19 protein-coding genes, 4 tRNA genes and 2 pseudogenes are annotated in these 26,410 nt (G+C 42.2%); 15 read left to right on the top strand and 10 right to left on the bottom strand.

All coding sequences use genetic code 11. The features are described from left to right. Positions 1-910, bottom strand: a 910-nt coding sequence (locus K1X76_11305; GenBank protein MBX7149650.1) for an aspartate aminotransferase family protein, incomplete at its 3' end; no start/stop codon positions are given. A gap of 81 nt (positions 911-991) precedes the next feature. On the opposite strand from K1X76_11305, the gene hemN reads away from it, so the two are divergent. From hemN to hemH, 3 genes are read left to right on the top strand one after another with little or no spacing between them, the layout of a single operon-like run. Then, the gene (gene hemN, locus K1X76_11300) at positions 992-2,377 is read left to right on the top strand and encodes an oxygen-independent coproporphyrinogen III oxidase (protein MBX7149649.1); all 1,386 of its coding nucleotides are present in this window, start codon (positions 992-994) and stop codon (positions 2,375-2,377) included. Beyond that, positions 2,378-2,800: a CopD family protein gene (locus tag K1X76_11295; protein ID MBX7149648.1), complete on the top strand. Its 423-nt coding sequence runs from the start codon at positions 2,378-2,380 to the stop codon at positions 2,798-2,800. Beyond that, a complete protein-coding gene (gene hemH / locus K1X76_11290; GenBank protein ID MBX7149647.1) occupies positions 2,797-3,807 on the top strand; it encodes a ferrochelatase in 1,011 nt (336 codons plus the stop codon). Before K1X76_11295 ends, hemH begins: the two co-directional genes overlap by 4 nt. Here hemH and K1X76_11285 read toward each other — a convergent pair. From K1X76_11285 to hemE, 3 genes are read right to left on the bottom strand one after another with little or no spacing between them, the layout of a single operon-like run. Further along, the gene (locus tag K1X76_11285; protein ID MBX7149646.1) at positions 3,804-4,979 is read right to left on the bottom strand and encodes an NAD(P)/FAD-dependent oxidoreductase; all 1,176 of its coding nucleotides are present in this window, start codon (positions 4,977-4,979) and stop codon (positions 3,804-3,806) included. The two genes, hemH and K1X76_11285, sit on opposite strands and share 4 nt — an antisense overlap. Further along, positions 4,976-5,335 (bottom strand): VOC family protein, encoded by a 360-nt coding sequence (locus tag K1X76_11280; protein MBX7149645.1) that lies wholly within the window; start codon positions 5,333-5,335, stop codon positions 4,976-4,978. Before K1X76_11280 ends, K1X76_11285 begins: the two co-directional genes overlap by 4 nt. Further along, positions 5,332-7,242 (bottom strand): uroporphyrinogen decarboxylase, encoded by a 1,911-nt coding sequence (gene hemE / locus K1X76_11275; protein ID MBX7149644.1) that lies wholly within the window; start codon positions 7,240-7,242, stop codon positions 5,332-5,334. Before hemE ends, K1X76_11280 begins: the two co-directional genes overlap by 4 nt. 44 nt (positions 7,243-7,286) lie before the next feature. Between hemE and K1X76_11270 the strand changes: the two genes are divergently transcribed. Next, on the top strand, positions 7,287-8,015 hold the full coding sequence (locus K1X76_11270) for an ABC transporter ATP-binding protein (GenBank protein MBX7149643.1): 729 nt from the start codon (positions 7,287-7,289) through the stop codon (positions 8,013-8,015). Continuing rightward, on the top strand, positions 8,012-8,815 hold the full coding sequence (locus K1X76_11265; GenBank protein ID MBX7149642.1) for an ABC transporter permease: 804 nt from the start codon (positions 8,012-8,014) through the stop codon (positions 8,813-8,815). Before K1X76_11270 ends, K1X76_11265 begins: the two co-directional genes overlap by 4 nt. On the opposite strand, the gene K1X76_11260 is transcribed toward K1X76_11265, so the two are convergent. Genes K1X76_11260 through mazG form a run of 3 tightly spaced genes read right to left on the bottom strand, consistent with a single transcriptional unit; the run spans position 8,801 to position 12,098 of the window. After that, the gene (locus tag K1X76_11260; protein MBX7149641.1) at positions 8,801-9,157 is read right to left on the bottom strand and encodes a CbiX/SirB N-terminal domain-containing protein; all 357 of its coding nucleotides are present in this window, start codon (positions 9,155-9,157) and stop codon (positions 8,801-8,803) included. The genes K1X76_11265 and K1X76_11260 overlap by 15 nt on opposite strands. After that, the gene (locus tag K1X76_11255; protein ID MBX7149640.1) at positions 9,154-11,331 is read right to left on the bottom strand and encodes a transglycosylase SLT domain-containing protein; all 2,178 of its coding nucleotides are present in this window, start codon (positions 11,329-11,331) and stop codon (positions 9,154-9,156) included. The genes K1X76_11260 and K1X76_11255 overlap by 4 nt, the downstream gene beginning before the upstream one ends. Beyond that, entirely contained in the window at positions 11,328-12,098 is a 771-nt protein-coding gene (gene mazG / locus K1X76_11250) for a nucleoside triphosphate pyrophosphohydrolase (GenBank protein MBX7149639.1), read from the bottom strand. The genes K1X76_11255 and mazG overlap by 4 nt, the downstream gene beginning before the upstream one ends. Positions 12,099-12,195: 97 nt before the next feature. Between mazG and K1X76_11245 the strand changes: the two genes are divergently transcribed. The 8 genes from K1X76_11245 (at position 12,196) to K1X76_11210 (ending at position 22,942) form a co-directional block, all read left to right on the top strand. Next, positions 12,196-12,271 (top strand) — tRNA-Thr (locus K1X76_11245). Between the two features lie 403 nt (positions 12,272-12,674). Next, positions 12,675-15,335 (top strand): pyruvate dehydrogenase (acetyl-transferring), homodimeric type, encoded by a 2,661-nt coding sequence (gene aceE / locus K1X76_11240; protein ID MBX7149638.1) that lies wholly within the window; start codon positions 12,675-12,677, stop codon positions 15,333-15,335. Positions 15,336-15,595: 260 nt separating this feature from the next. Then, positions 15,596-16,897 (top strand): 2-oxo acid dehydrogenase subunit E2, encoded by a 1,302-nt coding sequence (locus tag K1X76_11235; protein ID MBX7149637.1) that lies wholly within the window; start codon positions 15,596-15,598, stop codon positions 16,895-16,897. 90 nt (positions 16,898-16,987) lie between these two features. Then, positions 16,988-18,409 carry a dihydrolipoyl dehydrogenase gene (lpdA, locus tag K1X76_11230; GenBank protein MBX7149636.1) on the top strand — a complete coding sequence of 474 codons (1,422 nt, stop codon included), beginning with the start codon at positions 16,988-16,990 and terminating at the stop codon, positions 18,407-18,409. 7 nt (positions 18,410-18,416) lie between these two features. Beyond that, positions 18,417-21,623 (top strand): tetratricopeptide repeat protein, encoded by a 3,207-nt coding sequence (locus tag K1X76_11225; protein ID MBX7149635.1) that lies wholly within the window; start codon positions 18,417-18,419, stop codon positions 21,621-21,623. Between the two features lie 68 nt (positions 21,624-21,691). Next, positions 21,692-21,764: transfer RNA gene (locus K1X76_11220), tRNA-Ala, on the top strand. A 118-nt stretch (positions 21,765-21,882) separates the two neighbouring features. Then, the gene (locus tag K1X76_11215; GenBank protein ID MBX7149634.1) at positions 21,883-22,377 is read left to right on the top strand and encodes a hypothetical protein; all 495 of its coding nucleotides are present in this window, start codon (positions 21,883-21,885) and stop codon (positions 22,375-22,377) included. Positions 22,378-22,465: 88 nt separating this feature from the next. Continuing rightward, the gene (locus K1X76_11210; protein ID MBX7149633.1) at positions 22,466-22,942 is read left to right on the top strand and encodes a peptidylprolyl isomerase; all 477 of its coding nucleotides are present in this window, start codon (positions 22,466-22,468) and stop codon (positions 22,940-22,942) included. 27 nt (positions 22,943-22,969) lie between these two features. On the opposite strand, the gene K1X76_11205 is transcribed toward K1X76_11210, so the two are convergent. Next, on the bottom strand, positions 22,970-23,824 hold the full coding sequence (locus K1X76_11205; GenBank protein MBX7149632.1) for a glycosyltransferase family 2 protein: 855 nt from the start codon (positions 23,822-23,824) through the stop codon (positions 22,970-22,972). 143 nt (positions 23,825-23,967) lie between these two features. Here K1X76_11205 and K1X76_11200 point away from each other — a divergent pair. Continuing rightward, a tRNA-Val gene (locus K1X76_11200) sits at positions 23,968-24,039 on the top strand. Positions 24,040-24,320: 281 nt separating this feature from the next. Further along, a tRNA-Arg gene (locus K1X76_11195) sits at positions 24,321-24,392 on the top strand. A gap of 558 nt (positions 24,393-24,950) precedes the next feature. Here the strand turns inward: K1X76_11195 and K1X76_11190 are convergent. Beyond that, positions 24,951-25,265 (bottom strand): annotated as a pseudogene (locus K1X76_11190) (recombinase family protein). A gap of 204 nt (positions 25,266-25,469) precedes the next feature. Beyond that, positions 25,470-25,958: pseudogene (locus K1X76_11185) on the bottom strand (recombinase family protein). Positions 25,959-26,410: the final 452 nt, after the last annotated feature.

Genomic DNA, 26,410 nt, shown 5'->3' with positions numbered 1-26,410 from the left:
TTTGGCCAAAGGTAGACGAATGCACCACACAGCGTTCCATTTTGCTAAAAACTTTATCGTAAATCCATCTTTTACAAATGGTAGCGCCCACGGGCACCATGCCGCCGGAGAGGGCTTTAGCAATGGTGATGATATCAGGTTTTACGTTCCAATGTGTATGTGCCAGCCATTTGCCGGTGCGGCCCAGTCCGGTTTGTACTTCATCGGCCACGAGAAGAGTCCCGTATTTGCGACATAACTTTTCGGCCTCGGGTAAAAAATCATCTGTGGGTACATAAACACCCTTGCCTTGGATAGGTTCAAAAAAGAAAGCAGCACAATCCTTTTGTTTTAGTTCTTTTTCAAGAGCGGCCAGATCGTTAAAGGGAATTTTAACAGAGGGCAATAATTGCCCAAAACCTTTTTGAAATTCGGTACCGCCATTAAGAGACAGACTTCCAGTAGAAAGACCGTGAAAGGCATGGTCCATGTAAATAATCCGTTCGCGTCCTGTTGCGGCACGGGCGTATTTAATGGCGGCTTCGTTGGCCTCTGTTCCCGAATTAGTAAAAAAGATGGTATTCAGTTCAGGGTCGGGCATCATTTTTACTAATTTTTCAGCGAGTAACCCGGACATGAGGGGGGCTTCCATCTGAATCAAATTCGCTTCATCTAAATCGAGATACTCTTTTAACACCTCTTTCATCCGCGGATGATTGCGTCCCATGGCATACACCCCGTAGCCGGAGAGAAAATCGAGATATTCTTTGCCGTCTTTATCGTACAAATAAGGGCCATGGGCTTTGGTGTAGGATTTATCAAAACCAATGGTTTTAAGTACTTTGGCGAATTGGGGATTAATGTAATCGCTATGCAGCTGATTGTTTTTTCCCAGGTTATCCTGGATCACTTTTTTAACATCAAAACTCATCTAAAGTGTCGTAACAAAATAGGATTTAAATGAAAAGCTCTATCTTGCCCTTTTAAGCCAAGTCGACTAGAAAGAATGTCTATGCTCACACAGGATAAAATCCTTCATTTTTTGGGCAAGTACGATAAGCCCGGACCGCGTTATACCAGCTATCCTACTGTGCCGGCCTGGATCGATAGTGTTGGGCCCAGCGATTATCAACAATCACTTCAAAGTTTAAAGCAGGGCGATGTGCTGTCGCTCTATTTCCATCTCCCGTTTTGCGAAAATCTCTGCCATTTCTGTGGCTGCATGCAGGTGATAACCAAAGATCATTCCCGGTCGCGGGCTTATATCGATACGTTAAAGTCTGAAATCAAACATGTCGTAAAGATTTTAAAATCAAAAACCCACACTGTGGGTCAAATACATTTTGGTGGGGGTACGCCCAATTTTGTGCAGCCGGATGAATTGGAAGAAGTAATGACGCTCATTCGTTCTTCTTTTAATATTTTACCGGATGCTGAAATTGCCATCGAAATGCATCCGCGCACCAGCACCGAAGCCTTTTGCCACCAGTTGGCGGATCTTCAATTTAACCGCATCTCTCTTGGTGTGCAGGATCTTGACCCCAAAGTTCAAAAACTTATCAATCGTCATCAAACCTTTGAAATGACACGCGACATGGTGGCGCTCTTGCGCAGCTTAGGTTTTAAATCGTTCAATATGGATTTGGTTTATGGTTTGCCGGGGCAAAGTATGGAAGGCTGGGAAAAAACCATTGCTCAGGTTTTGGAAATGAATCCCGATCGCCTGGCTGTATACAGTTATGCGCACGTGCCCTGGATGCGACCTGTGCAGCGGACGTTTAAAGACGAAGATTTGCCTACACCGGAGATGAAATTAAAGCTTTTTGAAAAAGCCTATCGTAGTTTTTTAGATAATGGGTTCGATTTAATTGGCATGGATCATTTTGCTAAAAAAGATGATGAGTTAGCTATTGCATTAAAAAATAAAACCATTCACCGTAATTTTATGGGTTATTCTACACGAGCAGATTCTCATCAGATTGGTTTTGGTGTAAGCAGTATTTCGTTTGTAAACGGCAATTTTTTTCAAAACGATAAAGTTTTAAAAAGTTATGATGAAAAAGTGAAGATGGGTTTGCTTACGTCTATCCGCGGTTTTCTTTTGTCTCGCGATGACCATCTGCATCGCGATTTTATTACCCATGTCATGTGTCATGGTTATATTAATTTTGAGGATTTTGATAAAGAGTGGGGGATTGATTCAAAAAAGTATTTTGCAGAGGGGTTAAAAAAATTAGATTCTTTTGTTAAAGATGGATTACTGGTATTAGATGATCATCATTTGGAAGTACAAGGTGCGGGTTTTTTATTTTTGCGCAACATTGCCATGAATTTTGACCCGTATTTAGAGGATATTCAGGCTGGAAAGAAGAATCCTACTTTTTCGAGGACGGTATAAATGTATCTTTGGATAAAAGCCTTTCATCTTATTTTTATGGTGGCCTGGTTTGCTGGGCTTTTTTATATTTTTAGACTTTTTGTGTATCACGTTAAATATAAAGACGATTCCAAATTAGCGGCTGTTTATCAAGTTATGGAGCATAAGCTCCTATGTTATATTATGCATCCGGCAATGTTGCTTACTGTTTTTTTTGGAGGCTGGCTTGTGTATTTAAACCCGCAGTTCTTACAGCAACATTGGCTAAGGTATAAACTAGTGGGGGTGGCAAGTCTTGTTGCCTATCAAATATTTTGTCATATTGTTCATGTAAAATTTGAGCGTAAAAAATTTTTTCTGTCCGAAAAGGCATGCCGTATTATTAATGAAGTGCCCACTTTATTTTTAATTATGATTATTTTACTGGTGGTGCTTAAGCCATGAAAGGAATTCTTCTTATAAACTTAGGCACACCCGATGCGCCTACCACGCCTGCTGTTAAAAAATATCTGCGTGAGTTTTTAATGGATCCGCAGGTGATTGATATAAATCCCATTGGCCGTTGGCTGTTGGTTAACGGTATTATTGCGCCATTCCGCTCGCCTAAAAGTGCGGCACAATATCAGTCGATTTGGACGAATGAAGGTTCACCTCTTGTGGTTCATTCTCAAAAATTGGCTCAAAAAGTTCAAACTTACCTGGGCGATACTTTTGCTGTTAGTTTAGGTATGCGTTATGGCAATCCCTCTATTGAAAACGCTTTAAACGAACTTTTACAAAAAAAGATTACAAGTCTTACAGTATTGCCGCTATATCCCCAATATGCTCTTTCTTCCACACAAAGTTCACTGGATGAAGTAAATCGTCTTATAAAAAAGCTGAAGGTCACGATCCCGGTTAATTTTAAGGAGGCCTTTTTCCATCATCCTCTTTTTATCAAGGCGTTTAGTGAAGTGGGCGGCCCCTATTTTCTATCTACAAAGCCCGATCATGTTATTTTTAGTTTTCATGGTTTGCCCGAGAGACATTTAAAAAAGCTAGAGCCTAAAAACGAGGCGTATTGTTTAACACGCGATAACTGCTGTGATTTGCCCGGCGTGCGTCTTAAAACCTGTTACCGCGCGCAAAGTGTGGCAACAGCTAAAATGCTAGCTGTTTCACTGGGGCTTAAGCCCGAACAATATACCATTTGTTTTCAGTCGCGTTTGGGGCGCACCCCCTGGATTAAGCCTTATACCGATGTGGTTATTCAAGAGCTGGCCAAAAGGGGTGTTAAAAAATTACTGGTATTTTCACCCTCGTTTGTTGCCGATTGTTTAGAAACGTTAGAAGAAATGTCTATTCGTAATCGGGAACTATTTTTACAGCATGGGGGAGAGGATTTGGTGCTTGTGCCTTCGCTAAACGATCATCCGCGTTGGGTAGAATGCGTGGGGCAGATGGTATCTTAAACAGCATTTCCTGCGGCAAAACCAGACGCCCAAGCCCATTGAAAATTATAACCACCCAACCAGCCTGTTACATCCACAACTTCACCAATAAAATAAAGCCCCGATGTTTTAAGCGATTCCATTGTTTTAGACGAAAGTTCGGTAGTGTCTACACCACCTAATGTTACTTCGGCTGTGGTGTAACCCTCGGTTCCCATGGGTTTAAAGGGAAAGCGTGTCAAAAAATTTTGAAGTTTTTCCATGTCTGCTTTATTTAAATCGGCCAAGTTTTTAGAAAGAGCTAATTCATTATTAAAAACTTCGGCCAGGCGTTCTGGAAAAAAAGATTTGAGCCAATTTTTAACGGTTTGTCGCGCATGAGCAGTGCGAGCTTGTGTGATGAGAGTATCCCATTTTTCTTGCGGTAAAAAATCAATTTCTACGGTATCACCCTCATTCCAGTACGAGCTAATTTGCAAAAGTGCAGGGCCGCTTAAACCTTTGTGGGTAAACAACAGGCTTTCCTCAAAACTTTGTTTATTTACAGTGCCCCGCACCGGAGTGCTAATACCGGCAAGTGCCGTATATTTTTTAAAGTCGCTTTGATTCCAGGTGAGCGGTACCAGGCCTGCGCGAGAAGGGATAAGTGTGTGACCAAAGTCTTTAGCTACTATATAACCAAAAGGGGTGGCTCCCAGTTTTTTAAGTGAAAGACCCCCGCAGGCAATCACTATTTTGTCTGCTTTAAAATATTCGTTTTTGGTTTTAATAAAAAACGAATCTGGTTTGGTAATGGTATTTATCTCTATCCCCGTCATAACAGTAACTCCCGCATCGTGGCATTCGTTTTCTAGCATTTCCACAATGAGTTTAGAGGATGTTTGGCAAAATAATTGACCGTCTTTTTTTTCAAAGTAGTCAATGTGATGTTTGTGAATGAGTTCCAAAAAATTTGCCGGTGTAAAGCGGGAGAGGGCCGAGATGCAAAATGAAGGATTTTGCGAGAGATAGTTTTTGGGTGTGGCGCCGGTATTGGTAAAATTACAACGTCCACCACCCGAGATAAGGATTTTCTTCCCGATGCGCTCGTTGTGTTCCAATACAATTGCTTTTTTACCTCTTTTGGCTGCTGTGATGGCGCAAAAAAGACCTGCTGCCCCGCCTCCCACAATAATGACATCGGCCTTATTCATTTGTGAGGGTAATGTGAAAAGCCCAGGGTGTTGCCGTCGGGATCTTTAAAATAAAAAGTAAAATCGGTACGGTTAGTAATAACAACGTTCTTTTTCTGTAGTTTTTCTTCCAGATCTTTGCGTTCTTCGGGTGTGGTATTAAAAATAACAATATGGCGACCTCTAGCCACTTTAGGCATATCGGGGTTTATTTCTAGCATGAGAACGCCGGGATTTAATTCAAACCAATAGGCACGTACTTTATCGTCGGGTGCTTTTTGAATTTGAAACAAGGGGAGTTCTAAAACGTTTTGATAGAAATCTTTAAGTGTTTCTAAATTGTTACTTGTTTGTATGGCCAAATGATGAATGCTCATTGTTTCCCCCACTGGTGTACATAATCCACCAGTGCCATCACATGGTCTACCGGCGTTTCGGGCAGAATACCATGACCCAAATTAAAAATAAAGCCAGGACGACCTTGTACCGTTTGTAAAATACGGGCTGTTTCTTTAAGGAAAACCTCAGGTTTTGAGAAAAGAAGAACCGGGTCTAAATTACCTTGGATGGAAAAAGACTGGGGGATAATTTTTAAAGCTTCGGCTAAATTAATACGCCAATCAAGCGAAATACAGGTTCCCCCCGCCTTTACTACATCGGACAACATGGCCTGAGTAAAAGAGCCAAAATGAATAACAGGTGTTGCAGGAGGAAGCGAGGCAATTAGTTCACGCGAGTGAGGTAGTACATATTCACGATAGTCTTCCGGTGTTAATTGGCCGGCCCAGCTATCAAATATTTGTACAGCATCGGCGCCTGCCTCTATTTGTGCCTTTAAATATCCAATATGATTGATTACTAAAAACTCCATCAACTGATGCCACAGCTTGGGACTATTGTGCATCAGTTTTTTAGTTTTAATAAATTGTTTAGAAGAGCCGCCTTCAATCATGTACGAGGCCATGGTAAAGGGCGCTCCGCAAAAACCTAAGAGGGGAATGTAGGGTTTAAGTGCTTTTTTAGTATCGCGTATAGACTCTAATAACCAGGGCATGCTGGTTTTGGTATTTACCGTTTTTAAGCGGTCCACATCCATCTGATCACGGATAGGATTGGCAATCACTGGGCCTTTGCTTTCTAAATAATCAAGTTCCAACCCCATGGGTTCCAAAATTAATAAAATATCCGAAAAAATAATGGCGGCATCTACACCCAAACGGTCGGCGGCATCGAGTGTTGCTGTAATAGTTTTATCGGTGTTTTTGCAAAAATCTTTAAAATTAAGCCCGCTGCGGATGCCCTGGTATTCGGCCATGTAGCGGCCAGCCTGGCGCATGAGCCATACGGGAATAGTGGGTGTGGTTTTTAAGTGAAGGGCATTCATCAGCAATGATTCTTCAGGCCCCGCTACCGAAGAAGCTAGTTCTGCGCGTGCATAACGTTTAGCCTGACGGCTTTGCTTTTCAAGAGCGAGTGCAGGGCCATCGGCCACGGCTTTTTCTAAAAGTGTATTGAGCTTGTTGGGAAACACTTCAAAATCGGCAAAAAGTTGGTTTTTAGCAAGCGTTTCGCTCGCTACTGGACCAATGGAACCAATGGCAATATTGTAAAAAGCTTTGCGTAGCGGCATTTCTAGCCCCATGTCTTTGGCTACTTTTAAAAGATGAACCACCTGTGACGCGCTGGTAAAGAGCGCTACATCCACATCGCCGGCAGCTATAGAGGTGATGGCATTTTTTAGTGGGGTTAAATCGTCGGGCAAATCCCAGGCATAGGCTTTAACGGGAGTGACAGTGGCTCCGTTTTTTGTGAGCTCATCTATGAGTTCCTGATTACTTTCTCCATATTCCAAAAGTGCGATTTTTTTATTATTGATGGCGTTGTTGTTTTTAAGAATATGAATAACGTCGCGCCAGGTGTTGGGTTCGGGAGCTGTTAAATAAATAGGGATATCCCAGCGTTTACAAACGGCGGTGGGTTTAGGGCCGCGTACCACAATTTTTGTTTTTGTTTTTAGCGTTTCAATAATGGAATTGTGATCAAATTTGGTTTCTAGCGTTTCCACCAAGGTTCGGGTGGCAACTCCGGTGAGGAGAATGGTGATGTCAAATTCTCCCTTACAAAGATTTGTGTAAAAATCAAAAACGGCCTTGTTATGGGTAAGTGGCACTTCTTTTAGGGTTGGGGCCGATATAATAGTAACTCCCCGTTTTTCCATGTCGCGCGTGACGGCTAGGGCCATGCGGGATTCAAACGAAACAAATGTTGTGTGGGCCTTTTTCAAAATAGACTCTCTCTTCAAATTATGAAATATTGTGACAATACACTATGGATTTTTTGATTCAAGCTTCTAATTTATCCAAAAAATTTGGTAAAGCCGATATTGCTTTAGATGATTTATCGATGGTTTTAAAGAAAGGCGAAGTACTGGGCCTATTGGGCCCTAACGGGGCCGGCAAAACCACGGCTATGCATATTTTTTTGGGTATTCTTACACCCACAGCCGGACAAGTAGAGGTTTTGGGTATGTCTCCTTTTAAGGAGCGGCACCGTATTTCCCAGCGTATCAACTTTTCATCGGCTTATGTAAGCCTTCCTAGCAATTTAAAAGTGTACGAAAGCCTCACTATTTTTGCCGGTTTGTACGGAGTGCATAAGAAACAGCAAAAAATAGATGAGCTCTTATCGCTTTTTGAAATTGAGTATTTGGCCAAAAGGTTAAACGGAGCGCTTTCGGCCGGAGAAAAAACACGCGTTAATTTGTGTAAGTGTTTTTTAAATGATCCCGAAATTCTTTTGTTGGATGAACCTACAGCAAGTCTTGATCCCGATATGGCCGATAAAGTACGTCAAATCATTAAAAAAATTCAAAACGAAAAAAGGGTGTCTATGATTTACACCTCGCACAATATGGCTGAAATAGACGAGGTTTGTGATCGTATAATTTTTATTAATCATGGTCGTAAAATTGCCGAAGGTACTAGTGATGAAATTGTAAAAGCTCACGGTTGTAGTACTTTAGACGAAGTGTTTATTAAGTTAGTGAGGCATTCATGAGTTCGCTATTGCGTATTCGCTATATGATTTTGCGCTATTTATATGTGCATAAGCGCAGTGTATCGCGTTCGTTGGAGCTTGTGTTTTGGCCTGTTATGGAGCTTTTGGTGTGGGGTTATTTGGTGCTGTATATTCAGCGCGTGGGAACCGGTGATTTGCCTAAAATTATTGTGTCGGTTTTTGCTGCTGTTATTTTTTGGGATTTACTTTACCGCTCGCAGCAAGGGGTGTCGCTTTCGTTTGTGGAAGATATTTGGACACACAATATTTTTAATTTACTAATTTCGCCTTTACGCTTGTGGGAGTGGATTACATCTACGTTTATTTATGGAATGATGAAAACGCTCATTATTGTATGTATTTTGTCGGTGCTGGCTCTTTTTTTGTATCATTTTCATTTTATTGATACTTTGGGTTTTTACATCATTCCATTTTTGGCCAATCTTCTTTTGTTTGGCTGGGCTTTGGGGCTTTTTACTTCCGGTTTACTTTTGCGTTGGGGTCATGCGGTAGAAGCTCTTATTTGGGGGATTCCCTTTTTGGTGCAGCCGCTCTCGGCCATTTATTATCCTGTTTCGGTTTTGCCTGCCTGGTTGCAGCATGTGTCGTGGTTACTGCCCAGCACTTATGTTTTTGAGGGGATGCGCAGCGTTGTGGCTACAGGTCAAATGGATGCAGTGATGCTCGCCAAAGCCTTTTTGTGTAATGTGGTTTATTTTGTGTTGGGTTCTTTCTTTTTTACTTTTATGTACCGTCTTTCGCAAAAATCGGGACGTTTGGGACGCTTAGGAATGGATTAGGCTTGCAATTAATTGCGGGATGGTTTCCATGCTGCCAAAATGTTTAAGTAGGTCTATTTTTAAATGGGGATAATTTTCTTTTTCGCGCTCTAAAATTTGGGGGATATCGGTGGTAATATGTTTTCCTTCTACTAAAAAGTAGGGGAGCACTTTTATTTCAGTAATTTTTTGATCTATCAGCTTTTTAAGAGCGGTGGGAATGGAAGGAACCGCCGAATCTAAAAAACAGGCTTCTACACAAAATTGCGGTGTTAACTTTTGAACCGATAAAGCAAGCTTGATAAAATCGTCATTGGCCTGAGTGCGAGGCGAACCGTGCGCTATAAGGAGAAGGGCTTTCATTTGCCGTAGAGTCTTTTATAAATCCAATAATTCCTCAACACTTTTTTTACATAATTATTGGTTTCGGTATATGGAATAAGTTCAATAAATTCATCATGTGCCAGTTTGTCGCCCCAGCGCTTCCAGCGGTTTACGGCATTAGGGCCGGCGTTGTAGCTGGCAATGGCATAAGGCATGTTTTTAAATTCTGTTAAACGGTCATGAATATACTGGGTTCCATAGCGTATATTGGTATAGGCATCCTTTAAATCGTCATGATGAAAATCAAAATCGGATAGCTCCTTTGCCAATTCGCGACCTGTTTGTGGAATAATTTGCATGAGCCCAATAGCATCGGCCGGCGAGACAATGCCAGGCCTAAAGCCCGATTCTTGACGCATGAGAGCCCAAATTAAGAAGGGATGTACATCGCGTTCTTTTCCTTCCAGCATCACCCAAAGCTGAAAGGCGCGTGGGTAGGAAAATTTCCAGGCTTTATTTCCAAACGGTTCGTTGTTTACTTTCACCAGTGTGGCGCCTACGGCATGCATTTTGGAATAATTTTGTGTGAGTAAATAATAGGGTGTGTTGTCTATTCCTGCTTGTTCGTTAAGTAGGGTAGAGCGTTCGCTTTCTTCACGGGCATAGGATAATAAGCCTAATTGCGAATACAAAATGGCGTTTACAATGCTATCTTGGGTGTTCAGTAAAATTTGGATGTTAAAATTAAGACGGTTAAAAGGCGAGTAAATGTTGCCCGATGGTGATGTGATTTGAAACAGAGAATGATTAAAACCGGCATCCAATATTTTTTGTGACAGGATACCGTAGTAATCGTTAGGGTATGTTTGTGCTAAATGACGGTAAATTTGATTGGCCTCGTTCTTTTTTTGAGTTTGTTCCAAAACGCGTGCTGTCCAGTATTGTACTTTTTGCTTTTCGTCTTTATCACCTGCCATTTTTTCAAGCTGTACAATATCACTTTGTGCTTTTTTAAGATCGTTTGTTAAGTAAGCGCACCAAAAATGTTTCCATAAGTAACTTTCAAAATTTTTGCCGCCAGCCTTTTTAAGGAGAGATTCATAGGCTGTCATGGCTTTTTTATAATCACCTTTGTCAAAAAACAGAAAAGCAAGTTTGCCGGGGGCCGCATCGGGCGAGTCATCCTTATCATCCATTTTAAAACGGAGTTTGTTATATTTAATGGCCTGGTCAAATTGATCGGATCGGCCATAGCTGGAAGTGAGTTTGTTTAAAATTTCGGAGCGATTTTGCCCGGGTTTAGGATGATCCCATAATTGCTGATACAATTGGGCGGCCTTCACATATTCACGGCTTTTAAAAGCTGTTTCGGCGTAAGCTAAATCGAGTGATGGTCGTTTGGGTGCTAGGCGGGCATAAATGGGTAAGGCTAAATAAGCCATTCCATTATCAACCAATGTTTTAGCTCGTAATAGCCATTCGTCATCGTTTAAAAATTCATCTATAGGGGTTCCGCTTTTAATAACTGCCAGAAAAATATTTTCTTCAAATGGGCTTGCAGGTTTTTTAAGGAGTAAACCTTTCCAAAGATCAAATGCGGTTTTCTGATGATTGGTATTTAAATGGTAAAGTCCTTTGTAATAGGTGATTTTTAAAAGCTCATCATCATCTTTAGCGTTTTCTTTTTCGTGAACAGCCAGAGTAGCAAGTGTAGTGGCATCTTTTAACCCAATTAAAATTTCAATTTTTTCCCAAAATAAATCGTTGTCTAGTTTACGTTTTAAATCGGTTGCGGCGGGGAGTGCTTTATAGGCTTCGTCCCAACGATTTTGCAGTTTTAATGTACGTGCAAGCATAAGGCCGGCAATTTCGGATAGCTGAGGGTTTATGCGCAGGGCTTCTTTAAAAAAGATTTCAGCACCCGGGAGATCATGATTGCTGATTGCGGTTATACCCAATAAAATAGAAAGCGTGCTTTGAGCTATGGGAGAAGTCAGTTTAGGTTTGATAGTCCCTAAAAGAGCCATAGCTTCGGGATATTTTTTTTGAGCGGTAAAAATTAAAAACCGATTTGCTTCGTCGGCATTTGTAAAAATAAAAAGATGCGAAAGAGGGATTGTGGCCGTAGTTGCCTCTGGAGCAGGAGCAGAAAGGGGCGTTTGAGCTTGCACAAATGGCGAGAGGAGTAGCAAAAGAAAAACAAAGGCTTTCATTTTTTAGCTTTCTCCCACAAATTATCTAAATCTTTTAACGAAAAACTTTCAAGTTTTTTACCTTTTTTAGAAGCGGCTTTTTCCATTTTTAAAAAACGTTTTCTAAATTTAGCGTTTGTTTTACGCAGGGCCATTTCGGGATCTACTTTTAACTTGCGAGCCAGATTTACCAGGCAAAACAAAAGGTCGCCTACTTCTTCTTCAATATTTTTTTTGTTTTTTCTTTTAATAGCTTTTTTAACTTCTGCTGTTTCTTCGTTTATTTTTTTAAAAACATCTTCTGGCTTTTTCCAGTCAAACCCTGTTTTGGCTGCTTTTTTAGAGATTTTTTGGGCTTCCATGAGGGCTGGAAAAGCTCGTGGTACGCTATCTAATACAGACTCTTGTTTTTGATGCTTTTTTTCTTCGTTTTTGATGGCATCCCAGTTTTTAACAACTTCACCGGCGTTATTAACAACGGTATTGCCATAAACATGTGGGTGGCGGCGGATAAGTTTTTGAGAAATACCCAGTGCTACATCTTCAATGGTAAAGTTGCCATTTTCTGAGGCCATTTCGGCATGAAATACAACCTGCAGGAGTAAGTCGCCCAGTTCTTCTTTTAAATCTGCTGAGTCATTTCTTTCAATGGCATCTACCACTTCGTAACATTCTTCAATGAGGTAGGGCAAAATAGACTTGTGGGTTTGTTTGGCATCCCACGGACAACCGCCCGGAGAGCGCAATTTGTGCATAACAGCTAAAAGTTCGTCAAATGCTTGAGACATAAATATAGGAAGTAATAGAGGATAAGGAATAGATCAAGTAGAAGATAAAACGGTTGACGCAGAAAGGCTTCTGTTGAATATACTTTTACGTCTTTAGGCCACCCTAGCTCAGTTGGTAGAGCGGCGCATTCGTAATGCGTAGGTCACCGGTTCGATCCCGGTGGGTGGCTCCATTGTTTTCTTGGTTTATAGCGGCGCCTGTAAGGCGCTGCTAGAAACTTAGAAAACAATGGTACTTGTCCTACGGACAAGTAATAAGGTGTCGCGCACCCTTCGGGTACCGTTACACGGTCGCCCCTCCAACCGGCAAAGCCGGATTGGAGCCTCGCCTCAACGCGCCTTTGGCGCTGGTTCCACTATTTTCTTGTTTTATAGCGGCGCCTGTAAGGCGCTGCTAGAAAACTAGAAAAAATATGTACTTGTCTGTAGGACAAGTGCGAGGGTTACGATCTTGATCAAGGGTATCGTTAAAATCCACCCACCCCCCTCCCTAACCCCCTAAAATTCCCCATTTTTTCCATTGGGCCAAGCCCCATATTAATGATACACTTTTGGTTTCATGAATAAGGGGGATGTGTGACGGAGGATGATTATAATCCTGAGGAAGAAGCACTGGATATAGCCGATTGGCTGGAGTCTTTTGATGATCTTTTAGCCACAGCTGGTCCTATCCGCGCCCGACGTGTGCTGGAAGAGCTGATGCAGCGCTCCTACAATAAGGGCGTGCGTCTCCCGTTTAGCGCTAATACCCCCTATATCAATACCATACCTCAAAACGAAGAACCGGCTTATCCGGGTAACGGTGAACTGGAATGGCGTATTCGTAGCCTTATCCGCTGGAATGCCATGGCCATGGTGGTGCGGGCTAATCGTCAGCATCAGGGGATTGGCGGGCATATCTCATCCTATGCGTCGTCGGCCACTCTTTACGAAGTAGGGTTTAATCATTTTTTTCGCAAAGGAAACCAAGGGCTCAACCGCGATCTTCTCTATATTCAAGGCCATGTTGCTCCCGGTATTTATGCCCGGGCTTTTTTGGAAGGCCGTCTTTCCGAGCGTGATATTAATCATTTTAGGTTGGAGCTTCACAAAGGTGGAGGATTATCGTCGTACCCTCATCCCTGGCTTATGCCCAATTTTTGGGAGTTCCCCACGGTGTCTATGGGTATTGGCCCTATTACGGCCATCTATCAGGCGCGTTTTATGCGCTATTTGGAGGATCGTGGCTTAAAGCCCAAAGATAGCTCTAAAGTGTGGGCTTTTTTGGGCGATGGCGAAACCGATGAACCCGAAGCTTTGGGGGCTATTACGCTCGCATCACGCGAAAAACTGGATAATCTTATTTTTGTGGTGAACTGTAATTTGCAACGTTTAGATGGCCCCGTGCGCGGCAATGGGAAAATTATTCAAGAGTTAGAGGCTGCCTTTCGCGGAGCGGGCTGGAATGTGATTAAAGTGATTTGGGGTTACGATTGGGATCCTCTTTTAGAAAAAGATGAAACGGGCGAACTGAAGCGGCGTATGAACGAGGTGGTGGATGGGCAGTATCAAAAATATGTGGTGGAAAGTGGGGCTTATATTCGCGATCATTTTTTTGGAGCCTCCGAAAATTTAAAAAACATGGTGGCGCATTTAACCGATGATGAAGTGCGCAGATTAAGACGTGGGGGCCACGAGCCTGGGAAAATTTATGCGGCCTATAAACAGGCCGTAGAGCATAAAGGCGCACCTACCGTTATTTTGGCTAAAACAATTAAAGGTTATGGATTGGGCGAATCGGGCGAAGGTAAAAATATTACACATCAGCAAAAAAAGATGAACGAAGACGAGTTGCGTGAATTTCGTAATCGTTTTGGTATTCCGGTAAAAGATGAAGATGTGATGAAGGCTCCGTTTTATAAGCCTGCTCCTGATAGTCCTGAAATGATTTATTTAAAGGAACGCCGCGAGGCTTTAGGGGGTTCGGTTCCGGCCAGGGCTGACCTGGCAGGTTCTCTTAAAGCGCCGCCCAATTCTCTTTTTGAAGAATTTTATGCCGGCACGGAAGATCGCGAAGTGTCTACCACCATGGCTTTTGTGCGTATTTTGGCCAAATTATTAAAAGATGAAGCGGTAGGAAAGTTAGTAGTACCCATTGTTCCCGATGAAGCGCGCACTTTTGGAATGGAAGCCCTTTTTCGTCAGTGTGGTATTTACTCGCATGTGGGGCAATTGTACGAACCTGTAGATAGTGCGAGTTTGCTTTATTACAAAGAAATTACCGAAGGACAAATTTTAGAAGAAGGTATCACCGAAGCGGGTTCGCTCTCATCGTTTATTGCTGCTGGTTGTGCTTATGCCAATTATGGAGTTAATACGATCCCGTTTTTTATTTTTTATTCCATGTTTGGATTCCAGCGTGTAGGCGATTTTATTTGGGCCGCAGCCGATAGTCGCGCTAAGGGTTTTTTGCTAGGAGCCACCGCCGGTCGTACCACTCTTGCGGGCGAAGGGTTGCAGCATCAAGACGGGCACAGTCATCTTTTAGCGTTACCAGTACCAAACTTAATGGCGTACGACCCTGCATTTGCCTTTGAATTAGCCATTATTATTAAAGACGGTATTAAACGCATGTATCAAGACCGGGAAGATATTTTTTATTATCTTACCTTAGGTAACGAAAATTATCCGCAGCTCTCCATGCCCAAAGGCGTTGAAGAGGGTATTTTAAAAGGGATGTATCTTTTAAAGCCTGCGTCCGAAAAAAAGGCTACAGCTGTTTTACTTGGGAGTGGCGCTATTTTAGGCGAAACGCTCAAGGCTCAAAAAATATTGGAAGACAATTACAAAATTGCCACAGAGGTGTGGAGTGTTACCAGTTACAAGGAACTTTATAAAAACGCACTCGATGTAGATCGTCATAATCTTTTAAACGGGAAAAAAGAAAAGGCTTTTATTACACAAAATTTAGAAAAGCGCGGACAAGTGTATGTGTCGGCCTCCGATTACGTAAAGAATATGGCGTTAACATTAGCCAAGTGGGTTCCTGGTTCATTTTATGTTTTGGGTACAGATGGTTTTGGCCGAAGTGACACGCGTGAAAAATTACGTGATCACTTTGAAGTAGATGCGCGTCATATTGTAGCGTCAACGGTGGCTGGTCTTTTTGCCGATGGAGTTGTTGATAAAAAATTAAAAGACAAAGTTTTTAAGGAAATGGAAATTGATGGGAAACGGGGGAATCCTTTCTACCGTTGATGGTGGTTTGCGGGGTGCTGCGAGTGGCACTTTTATTTTTTTGAAAAACAAAAGGGTCTAGATTTTATGACGCCCTCACGAGTTCTGAATCATACGCTTTGGGTGGTAGGGTGAGGACTTTTAAGGTGGCCCCCATGTTTTCCAAAAAAATAAAAGTGCCACCCGCAGCCGGTGATTTAAAATATCCGGTGTCATCCCCGCGGAGGCGGGGATCCATCTTCGATTGTGTAGTTTTTATTTAAGAGTGAAGGAGAGATTATATGGAATTTAAATTGCCCGAATTAGGCGAAAATATCAAAGGCGGCGATGTTGTGCGTGTGGTGGTTAAAGCTGGCGATACGGTTAAAAAAGATCAGACTATTTTGGAACTAGAAACCGATAAGGCCGTAGTAGAAGTACCGGCTCCCGAAGCGGGGACGATTACCGAATTAAAAGTAAAAGCTGGTGATAAAGCTAAAGTAGGGCAGGTTTTGTTTTTGTATAACCCGGGATCCGGGATACGGGAACCGGGAGCTGTTGAAAAAAGGCCGGAGCCTGTGAAAGAGTCTTCTCATATCCCTGTTCCTCCGTCTTCAGTCTCTTCTTCTATATCACCAAAGGTTGATGTGAAAAAAACTCCTGTTACGGTTCCCGAACCTCGGCCCCCGGTTCCCGATTCTTTGACGGATGCCGTGTTAGCTCCTCCTTCGGTTCGTAAACTGGCACGCGAAATTGGGGTACCGCTTGATCGTGTAAAAGGAACGGGCCCTAGTGGGCGAATTACGGCCGATGATGTGCAACATTATTCGCAAAAGAAAAACATTGTGGAAGATCATAATCTGTCGTCCGAGGTGAAAGAGCTTCCCGATTTTTCAAAATATGGAGCTGTAGAGCGTGTGCCTATGTCTAAAGTGCGGCGCGTAACGGCTAAAAATTTATCGTACTCTTGGCAAACTATCCCGCATGTAACCCAATTTGATACTGCCGATATTACCGAAGTATTAGCCTTGCGCAAAAAGTTTGAGGGGCGTGTTGAGAAAAAAGGCGGCAAGCTTACCATGACGGCCATTATGCTTAAGCTTGTAGCAAGCGCGCTTAAAGTTTTTCCGCAATTTAATGCCAGCCTCGATATGGAAACCGAAGAAATTGTTTACAAGAAATATATCCATGTGGGGGTAGCGGTAGATACCGATCGTGGTTTACTGGTGCCCAATATACGCAATGTAGATGAAAAAAATATTTTAGAACTTTCGGTAGAGCTTACACAAATGGCACTGCGCGCGCGCGATCACAAAACATCTCTTGATGAATTACGTGGGGCGAGCTTTACCATTTCTAATTTGGGAGGTTTGGGGACTACACATTTTACACCCATTGTTAATTGGCCTGAGGTGGCAATTTTAGGCTTAGGCCGGGCTATTGAAACACCGGTACTTATTGATGGCGAGTGGATGCCGCGTATGATTTTGCCTCTTTCGCTGTCGTATGATCATCGCATTATTGATGGCGCGGATGCGGCGCGCTTTTTGCGCTGGATTGCAGAAGCGGCTACCGAGCCGTTTTTGATGGGACTTGAAGGGTAAAAAACGGTGAATAGTGGATAGTGAATGGTGGATGGTAAAGAAATGTTCTTTCCATTCACTATCCACTATTCACCATCCACTTTTTCACGCATGTCAGTTGATAAAATAGAAACAGACTTGGTTGTACTAGGTGCCGGCCCTGGCGGGTATGCTGCGGCCTTTAGAGCGGCCGATCATGGGCTTAAAGTAATGTTGGTGGATACCGAGGCTAATCCTGGGGGAGTTTGTTTGTATAAAGGTTGTATACCGTCTAAAGCGCTTTTACATGCGGCCAAGGTTGTGAATGAAGCGCGTCATGCTAAAGAGTTTGGTATTGAATTTAGTGAACCTAAAGTAGATGCTGCTAAACTTTTTAGTTGGAAAAATGAAGTAGTAAAAAAGCTTACCGGTGGTTTGGGTCAACTTACCAAACAACGTAAAATTGAATTTATTCAAGGTCAGGGTTCTTTTTTAAATTCAAAAACGCTTCAAGTAGCCAAAGCTCATGGCGGTATTGTAGAAGTGAATTTTAAAAATATTATTATTGCTACCGGTTCACGCCCTCATACTTTACCAGGTTGGCCTTACGAGTCGGAAAATATTCTTAATTCAACGGGGGCTTTAAGTTTAGGCCAAATTCCTCCCACATTATTGGTTGTGGGCGGCGGCTATATTGGGCTTGAGCTGGGGAGTGTGTATGCCGCTTTAGGTACCAAGGTTACTGTGGTAGAGGCTCTCGATTCTATTTTGGCCGGTGCCGATAGTGATTTGGTGTTACCGCTTAAGCGCAAGCTGGATAGCGAAATGGAAATTATTCTTAAAACCAAAGTAGGTTTTGTAAAAGAATCTGGCGATGGTGTAACCGTTTCTTTGGATGGTGCCGAGGGAGTAAAGGAGAGAACTTTTCATAAAGTGCTGGTGAGTATTGGACGTAAACCCAATAGCACCGGACTTGGTTTAGAAAACACCCAGGTGAAAGTGAGTTCAAAAGGTTTTATAGAAATTAAACCTAATCGCGAAACGGATGAACCTGGGGTTTATGCCATTGGAGATGTGGCTGGTGATCCTATGTTGGCGCATAAGGCAAGCCACGAAGGATTTGCCGCGGTAGAATCCATTTTGGGTGAGGTGAGTGTATTTGAACCCAAAGCGATACCGGCTGTGGTTTTTACCGATCCCGAAATTGCCTGGTGTGGGTTAACCGAAAGTGATGCCAAGGCGAAAGGTATTGAGGTTGAAATTGCGCGTTTCCCGTGGGCAGCATCAGGACGTGCTACAAGCCTTGGGCGTTCGGATGGTGTTACTAAACTAATTGTAGATCCTAAAACCGAACTCGTTTTGGGTATGGGGCTTTGCGGGCCTGGTGCCGGTGAACTTATTGCCGAAGGAGTGTTGGCTATTGAAATGGGCGCTACAGTTTCTGATTTGGCGCTCACCATTCATCCACATCCAACTTTATCAGAAACAGTAATGGAAGCTTCCGAAGTATTTTTTGGGCATGCTACTCATTTGTATCGTCCCAAAAGGAAATAATTTTTAGATGGAACAAATAGCACATAAATTTAGAGTTTTAAAAAATTTAGGCTCTGGAGCCATGGGGGAAGTATACTTGGTAATGCCTCCAAAGGGTGATCCGGTGGCTTTAAAACTCCTGAAAACATCCGAAAATCAAAAAGCTGCCATTGAACAATTTGAAAATGAATTTAAAGTATTAAAAAAACTCTCGCATCCAAATATTGGTCGCATTTTTGATTTTGGGTTTGACGATGAGTCGCAAAAAGTATTTTTTACGTCGCCCTGGCTAAAAGGGTGCGATTTATTTGCAGCTACCAACAATTTGTCATTTGAAAAATGTGAAGACATGTTTGTTCAGGTGCTACGAGCTGTTAATTATTTGCATCAAAAAGGAATTATTCACTGCGATTTAAAACCCGGGAATATTTACGTAGAAAACGGCAATCAGGTAGTGCTTATTGATTTTGGCTTGGCAGGTTATTGGGGTGCTTCCATTGTAGGAACGCCAACCTATTTGGCTCCCGAAATTTTTAGAGGCGAAAAACACAGTATCACAAGTGATTTATATGCTATTGGAGTAATTTTTTACAATTGCCTTACTCGAATTCAGCCTTTTTCGGGAAAATCTTTGCAAGAAGTGTACGATCGTCATCGTACCCATACTCCTACACCGCCAGTACTTGTAAACGATAAAATTCCAAAATACATGAATGATATTATAATGACGCTGTTGTCTAAAAAGCCTGAGGAGCGTTATTCGAGTGCTGCTGCCGTTATTGAAGATATTGCTGCGTTTTCAAAAAGGAAATATACCGTTGAAACAAAAGAAACACTTCTTTCTTACTTGCCCACAACATCCGAGCTTATTGGCCGTCAGGATGCTCAGTTGATGATTGATCAAACCGTAGCGCATTTTGTGGGCGGGCGTTCGGGCAAGGCTTTTCATGTAATGTATTTGTATGGTGAAAATGGTGTTGGTAAAAGTAAATTTATTTCACAAATTCGTACCAGTCTTCAGTTAGAAAAAATTTCTATTGAAGATGTTAAGCTGCCTTTGGGTGAAGCTGATAAAAAGCTGCTTAAGTCGGTGGACTCTATTATTTTGGAAGATCTGGAAGATTTTTTAGATGAACCCGAAGACCAAAAACATGCTTTACGAACAGCCATTGTTACAGCCGAGCATAAAAAAAGTTTATTTGAATTTGTTTCCTTTTTAGAACAAAAAATTCTTTCTCCCGATACCAAGCGCATGCTGGTTGTTATTTGCGGCACAACACACGGGCAATTCCGTTTTTTTGAACCCATTTTCCCTCACGACGATTCTGAAATTTCGGTGGTTGAAATAAAGCCGTTTGATGAAAATGAAACCCGGATTTTTTTGGAAACTATTATTGCCTCGCGTGAAATCCCCGATTTATTTGTATCTGAAATTTATCGTGATACCGGAGGTAATCCGCAGTTATGTGAGCAAATTATTAAAAACATGATCGAGAGAGGGCTTTTGTTTGATGAGAAAGGGCGATGGAGTTCTGATTTGCTTGCCAATTTATCGGAAGCACTTAAAAAAGTGGAGACATCACAGTCTTTAGAGGAACGACTCACTCACGAATATCAAAATTTTAGCAAGGAAGAAAAAGAGATAGTACATTGGCTAGCTGTATCGCCTCATGGTTTAACGCCTAAAGCGTTGGAAAGACTGTCGCCGGGATTTTCTATTTTACAAAAGAAGATGATGGATAAAAAAATAATACGTTTTGAAGATAAAAAAACATATTTTTTATACCGTTCGGCATATATTCCATTTATCAGTAAATCGCTGCCTTCTTCTCAAATTAAAGAATTGCATCGTCGGTTGTCGCAGAACGATTTAGGGTTAAATGAGCAAGATATTTGGTATCACCAAAGTTTGGGTGGCGATAGTTTGATGGTGTTAACGGCCTTGGAGCAGTTGGGTGATGCTTTAGCTCATGAAGGAAAAAAGGAGAGGGCACTTGAGTGTTATGAAAAACTTCATAATACTTTTGTAGACGTGCCTTTGCCCCAGCGCGTAGAGTGGGCGGTAGCGGCCTCAGAAATTTTAATTTGGCTCGATCGATTTCCTGAGGCTGTAGCTATATTGGGTACTGTAGAAAAGGAAATGACCTATACTACGGTAGAAATTCCATTAAAAAGCAGATTGAAAGTTTGGGAAAAAAAGGGGCTAGCTCTTTTGCATCAACAAAGTTTTAAAGAAGCCGGTTTTTATTTTACCGAAGGCCTTAAAATTTCGCAACAATCGGGCGAGGCTAAAGTAGAAGAAATTAGGTTTTTAAACGATTTGGCTCAAATTGACATGGTTACAGGGCAGTTAAGCCGTGCTGTAAATAAGTTTTCGGAAGCACGTATTAAATCGAAATCGCTTTCTAAAAACGAAATTAAGCGCGTTACTAATAACGATTTAGGGCACGTGTATTACCGCATGCAAGATTTTGAAAACGCCATTGAAATTTTAAAAGAAGATGTAAAAATTTTTTCCACGCTACCCTATTTGGAGCCCTTGGCGCGGGCTCAATATACATTGGCCGAGTGTTACAGGGCTGTTAAAAAATTATCTAAAGCTATATCTGAATACGAGCGCTGTATTGAAATTTGCAACAAGGAAAATCTGCTGTCCATTTTGCTAAGAGCTTATAATGGTTTGGGTAATGTGTATTTAGTAAGTGAAAAATACCCAGATGCTCTTAAAAACTATCAGCGTGCGCTAGAAATTAGCGTTCATTTAAACGATTTAACAACCAAGGCGGCGCTTCTGGTGAATCAGGGTCTTATTTATCGGTATCAAAATAATTTACCACAGGCGACACGGCGCTTTTTGTTGGCTAAGCAAATTTTGGAGTCGAAAGATAAAAAATTACCTTACGAAACACAGTTGTTATCTAAATGTTTAAGTGAATTGTCGCAAATTGCCATGGAAGAAAATAATTCCATGCGTGCGCTTACTTTTCAGGTTGAAAAAGCCAAGATGATGGAGGATAACGACACCCTTAAGTCGGATGAATTTCCCATCAAGTTGGAGCTGGCCCGTTTGTATTTGGAAAACCGATTGGAAGAACCGTTTAAAGAAGAATTATTGAAGTTAGAAGAATTGGCTCATACCGACGATGAAAAACAGCAGATAGCCGAGCTTAAGGCTCGTTTAGTTGATATTAGAAGTTATTCTCAGGACAATACGCTGAAGGTGGGGGAGGCGTAGGTTTTAGAGTGGGGCAGCCCCGCTTTGCTGGACAAGCCCCGGATATTTTAGTTTTTACATTAAGGTACGGGGCAGTAGCTCAGTTGGGAGAGCGTCTGGTTCGCAATCAGAAGGTCGGCGGTTCGATCCCGCTCTGCTCCATTTTTTTCTTGGCTTATAGCCCCGCCTGGAATGGCGGGTCTAGAAGCCTAGAAAAAAATAGTCCCTAAAGCTTTTGAAAAAAGATTTAGGGGCACATTTTTTTAATCTAAAGGAATTCATGAACATAAAAAATATTTTTCTCATTTTCCTCTTTCTCATTTCAACAACCGTTTACGCCAAGGCCATTCAAACCAAAGCCGATTACGCTCCCATCATGATTTTTGACCAAATGGTGGCTAGCGAACATGCTTTTACCTATACACTGTCTGAAGTAACATCTCAGGGAACTGCCGAGTGCACTGGAATGGCTACGGGCAAAAAGTTTGAGCATCGTGGTAAAAGTTGTTTGGCCTGGAAGGCCGATAATATTGATTGTAAAACAAATCTTAAAAAAGTGGACTGGTTGCATCATATAAAGCCCGGTGGTTATGCTATGGCTTGTGATGGTGAAAATTTAACCGATGTTTTACCCGATATGGGTTCGTGTGATGTGAATATGAGCATTGTTCCCAATCGTTTTTATTCAAGGGTTAATCTTGATTGCCGATGGCGTTGTAGTGGGTCCGACTCTTGTTCCGGCAAGTCGTTTTACCGTCTTAGTGAAGTAAAATAAGCCTTGTCAAATTTGCATAAAAAGACGATAGCAAGCGTCTTGTTTTTTGCCTTTGCAATAAAGCCTTGGCGAGCATGAGGGATATTTTATGAAACCACGTGTACTAGCAATTCACTATACTTTAACTAATACCAAGGGTGAAACCCTCGATTCATCTGCTGGACAAGAGCCCCTTTATTATATGGAAGGATCTGGCCAAATTATCCCCGGTTTAGAAAGCCGTATTAGCGCGCTTAAAGTAGGCGATAAACAAAAAGTAAACGTACCAGCCGCCGAAGGATATGGTATCCGTGACGATAAACTTAAAATGACTGTAGAAAAATCTCAACTCCCCACCAAAAAAATTAATGTAGGCGATCAATTTATGGTAGGTGCTTCCCAGGAAAGTTCTATGCCTGTTACAGTAACCGAAGTAACCGAAACACACGTTACCTTAGATGGTAATCATCCTTTAGCCGATCAGGATTTAACATTTGATATTGAAATTGTAGAAATCCGTGATGCTACCGACGAAGAAATGATGCATGGCCATGCCCATGGCCCGCACGGGCATCATCATCATTAAACTTGTTTAGTTGTTCTAAAAGTCCGCTTAAAAATCATAAATTATCGGCTTATTTTTTGTCATAAAATCTTGATAATCGACGCAGATTTTATTGGCATGCTGTTCTTCAAAGAGGGCCTCAAGGCGGAGTTGCCGTTTTATAAAACGTTCTAGTATGGCAACGGCGTGAGGGTTACGGATGCCGATTTTTCCTTCACGGATTAAAATTAAAATTTGTTGGCATTGGAGTGTAAATAATTTTCCGGCATTTGGAACGTTACATAACGATCCCTGCCTTTTATAATAAAAATGGAGCTTTTCGGGTAAGTAATAGCAATAATCTACATAGTCAAAACAGGCGGCTAAAAAAACACCATCTTCCATACGTGTTATATGATGAGGCCACTGACAGCGAATAGTATTACGGTTAAATGCTAAAAGAGAATTGGTATGGAGATTAACCAGAAAACTGGTTTTTAAATCTACAAGTCCCTGAGTGCTTACTAAATTATGGTTGTGCAGTTCTTTTTCGGTGGCATGGTCAATATAGAAGATATTGCTTGTAACCAGGCTATGTTGATTAATAAATGGGACTATCTTTTCAAGTTTTTGAGGATGGAAGGCGTCATCCGCATCTAAGCAGGCAATGAAAGGGCCTGTTGCGGCATTGAGCCCGTAGTTTCTGCCATGAGAAGGCCCCGATTTATTTTTACCCGTGCTGATAATTTTGAGTCGTTTATCGTGTATTCCTTCTTGTTTGAGAAAAGAATCATAATCGTAACCATCATCTGCAATAATAATCATTTCCCAATCTAAAAAAGTTTGGGCAAGAACGCTTTTAACAGCTCGAACAATGGTACTTTCTGTTTGAAAAGCAGGTGTGAGGATAGATACCTTAGGCATATTGATAGGGAGCGTTCTTGAATAATTGGAATAACATTTTTTTTTGGCACTTTTAATTTAGTTAGTCAACAATGTTCCCTAATTATTTTCTTCACAAAAAAATACATATTTGTTAAGCGTTTACGCGTTTTTTAAGAGGTAATGGGTGATTGGCACAGCGGTAGCGCACTTCCTTCACACGGAAGGGGTCGCAGGTTCGATTCCTGCATCACCCACATAAATCGGGAGTCTAGCCTGACAGCGTTAGGCTGGGCGACCAGAGTTTTGTTGTACTTTAAAGCCACGCTTTAAAGTGCACAAAAGTTTCTGCATTATTTTAGCTTTAATTGAAAAGCGGAGAGAAAAGTATTTGCTCGCTAAGTTACTCTGCCCCCGCCTCATAATTTTTGATTATGGGATGGGATGTTTTTAAAGCCCCCGCCCTTTGGATTTGTAATCCAAAGGACTGGGGTCATGTAAGGCAACCGGCGCGCGATGCGCCCCGCTTTCCTAACATGCCCCCGTAGCTCAGTGGATAGAGTACCGGCCTCCGAAGTCGGGAGCGCAAGTTCGATTCTTGCCGGGGGCACCTTTTAGTAAATGTATCGGGTTTTTTAAAAATTTTCGCGGCTTGCGCCGCTTCTGGTTGCGAAAAATAATTGTCGGAAAGAGGCCCCAAACTCTTGAAAAGAAAAGAATTGCCGCCCAAAAAAGACCACGGCCTTTTGTATTCAAAAGTAAGCTGTCTGCCACCCAAAATAAAGTTCGAGCCGATTTTTTTTAAGAATTCCTTCTGCGATTTAAAATCGCCCCCTTCCGCCAGCTGACCCGCATTCTGCGCGGCTTCTACGAAGATGCCGCAAGGTTCGAGCCAACTTAATGGCCCTTGGGCACTTAACCGCGTTAAGTTCTCATCTAAACCTATTTTAACCTGCACCAAAGTTTCCTTTTTGGCCATAAACTCGGTTTGATCAATGATACGCTCCAGGTGGGCATCCAAAAGACGCTCAAGCTTGGATTGAACTTCCTTTCGTTCGGCCATAAGTTTGCCTTTTCGGGCGGCTATAAATTGTTGTGAGGCCTCTTTTTCATTATTCATTTCGGATTTTATAAACTCATAGTAGCCGTCCGGTAAGGCCACATCCTGGATAGCCTGCTGGACTTGAGCGGCCAAAATTTCTTCACGAATATACCGCTCCGAACAAGGGCCTTTCTTTTTGGTACACCGGTAATAATGGTGGCCTTTTTGAATTTCCGCCGTAATCGCGCCTCCACAGGAGGCGCAGGTGGCCAGCTCAAGGAAGGGGAAAATATACTTTTTATGTTTATAGTTTTTGCCCTTTTTATTGATGACTGCCTGAACCAATTCAAAAAGTGATTTGGACACTAGCGGGGTATGGATACCCTGCGAGCATTCTTCTTTGAAGCGAATGAGCCCATAATAAAAAGAGTTCTGCAAAATACTATAAATCATACCCAAACATAATTTTTTACCCGAACGGCTGGATAGGCCCCATTTGAAAGCTAAATGGTGAAGGTCATACAAAGTATGATTGCCGGTAGCGTAAGCTTCAAAAAGTTTTGTAATGAGCGGTCCTTTAATTGGGTCTACTTTGGGATAGGAATTACGGCCACCGGCCACATAGCCCAAGGGAGGCCCGAAGGGCCATTCACCGCGCCTTAGTTTTTGGCGTTGGCCTCGTTTGATATTCTCGGCGAGATTATCAACATAATATTTAGATTGGCCGAACGCGATGCTCAGCATGAATTTACCTTGAGGCGTAGCTTCAAACCAGAATGTGGGAAACTTGAGAGCTTTAAGATGCCCGGTATCAATAAGATAAATAACTCGCCCGCCATCCAATGAGTTACGCGCTAATCGGTCAGGGTGCCAACAGATGATGCCATCGGCTTCCCCTTGTTCGATGCGGGTGAGCATTTCATTAAAAATGGGGCGGCCAGGGACTTTAGCGGTCATGGATTCGGTGAATTCATGGACGATATCAAGTTTCTCGCGTTCGGCAAAAAGGCGCGCCTCGACTAATTGGGCTTCGATGGACAAAACTTGTTTTTCCTCGGTATCGGTAGATTTACGAGTATAGAGAAAATATTTGTGGGCCATGATAAGTGTCTCCTTATGATTTGATACAAGCATAAGGAGCGTTCACTTTGAAATATTTTTTTTGATTTTTTACGTCGGACAGCAGAAGGAATTCTTAAAAAAAATCGGCTAATGGATTTGCCCTACGGGCGAAGACATATAAAAAATTGTGGGACCTGCTGAGTAGCTGAACAAGCGCGGCTGGACCCGTGATTTTTTAACGAACTTTCTTTTGGGGGGCTGATAGCTTAGGGCTTTTTTGGGCGGCAATTCTTTTCTTTTCAAGAGTTTGGGGCCTCTTTCCGACAATTATTTTTCGCAACCAGAAGCGGCGCAAGCCGCGAAAATTTTTAAAAAACCCGATACATTTACTAAAAGGTGCTCTTTCTACGAAATGGTTCGAACTTATTTTCAAACCACTTGCGCGGACACCACTATAGGCGTGGCGGCGCGAGAACTCCACGAGAAAATTGCTTCACGTTAAAGAAAATTGGCTCAGATTTTTT

The sequence above is a fragment of the bacterium genome, assembly GCA_019695305.1.
GTDB lineage: Bacteria > UBA10199 > UBA10199 > UBA10199 > JAIBAG01 > JAIBAG01.
The sequence above is the reverse complement of the archived record's forward strand: the minus strand, read 5'-3'. Positions and strand labels throughout refer to the sequence as shown.

What these genes read in the sequence shown, in the direction of transcription:
- hemN (MBX7149649.1), top strand. Translation starts at nt 992, where the DNA reads ATGCTCACACAGGATAAAATCCTTCATTTTTTGGGCAAGTACGATAAG.
- K1X76_11295 (MBX7149648.1), top strand. Translation starts at nt 2,378, where the DNA reads ATGTATCTTTGGATAAAAGCCTTTCATCTTATTTTTATGGTGGCCTGG.
- hemH (MBX7149647.1), top strand. Translation starts at nt 2,797, where the DNA reads ATGAAAGGAATTCTTCTTATAAACTTAGGCACACCCGATGCGCCTACC.
- K1X76_11285 (MBX7149646.1), bottom strand. Translation starts at nt 4,979, where the DNA reads ATGAATAAGGCCGATGTCATTATTGTGGGAGGCGGGGCAGCAGGTCTT.
- K1X76_11280 (MBX7149645.1), bottom strand. Translation starts at nt 5,335, where the DNA reads ATGAGCATTCATCATTTGGCCATACAAACAAGTAACAATTTAGAAACA.
- K1X76_11270 (MBX7149643.1), top strand. Translation starts at nt 7,287, where the DNA reads ATGGATTTTTTGATTCAAGCTTCTAATTTATCCAAAAAATTTGGTAAA.
- K1X76_11265 (MBX7149642.1), top strand. Translation starts at nt 8,012, where the DNA reads ATGAGTTCGCTATTGCGTATTCGCTATATGATTTTGCGCTATTTATAT.
- K1X76_11260 (MBX7149641.1), bottom strand. Translation starts at nt 9,157, where the DNA reads ATGAAAGCCCTTCTCCTTATAGCGCACGGTTCGCCTCGCACTCAGGCC.
- K1X76_11255 (MBX7149640.1), bottom strand. Translation starts at nt 11,331, where the DNA reads ATGAAAGCCTTTGTTTTTCTTTTGCTACTCCTCTCGCCATTTGTGCAA.
- mazG (MBX7149639.1), bottom strand. Translation starts at nt 12,098, where the DNA reads ATGTCTCAAGCATTTGACGAACTTTTAGCTGTTATGCACAAATTGCGC.
- K1X76_11235 (MBX7149637.1), top strand. Translation starts at nt 15,596, where the DNA reads ATGGAATTTAAATTGCCCGAATTAGGCGAAAATATCAAAGGCGGCGAT.
- lpdA (MBX7149636.1), top strand. Translation starts at nt 16,988, where the DNA reads ATGTCAGTTGATAAAATAGAAACAGACTTGGTTGTACTAGGTGCCGGC.
- K1X76_11225 (MBX7149635.1), top strand. Translation starts at nt 18,417, where the DNA reads ATGGAACAAATAGCACATAAATTTAGAGTTTTAAAAAATTTAGGCTCT.
- K1X76_11215 (MBX7149634.1), top strand. Translation starts at nt 21,883, where the DNA reads ATGAACATAAAAAATATTTTTCTCATTTTCCTCTTTCTCATTTCAACA.
- K1X76_11210 (MBX7149633.1), top strand. Translation starts at nt 22,466, where the DNA reads ATGAAACCACGTGTACTAGCAATTCACTATACTTTAACTAATACCAAG.
- K1X76_11205 (MBX7149632.1), bottom strand. Translation starts at nt 23,824, where the DNA reads ATGCCTAAGGTATCTATCCTCACACCTGCTTTTCAAACAGAAAGTACC.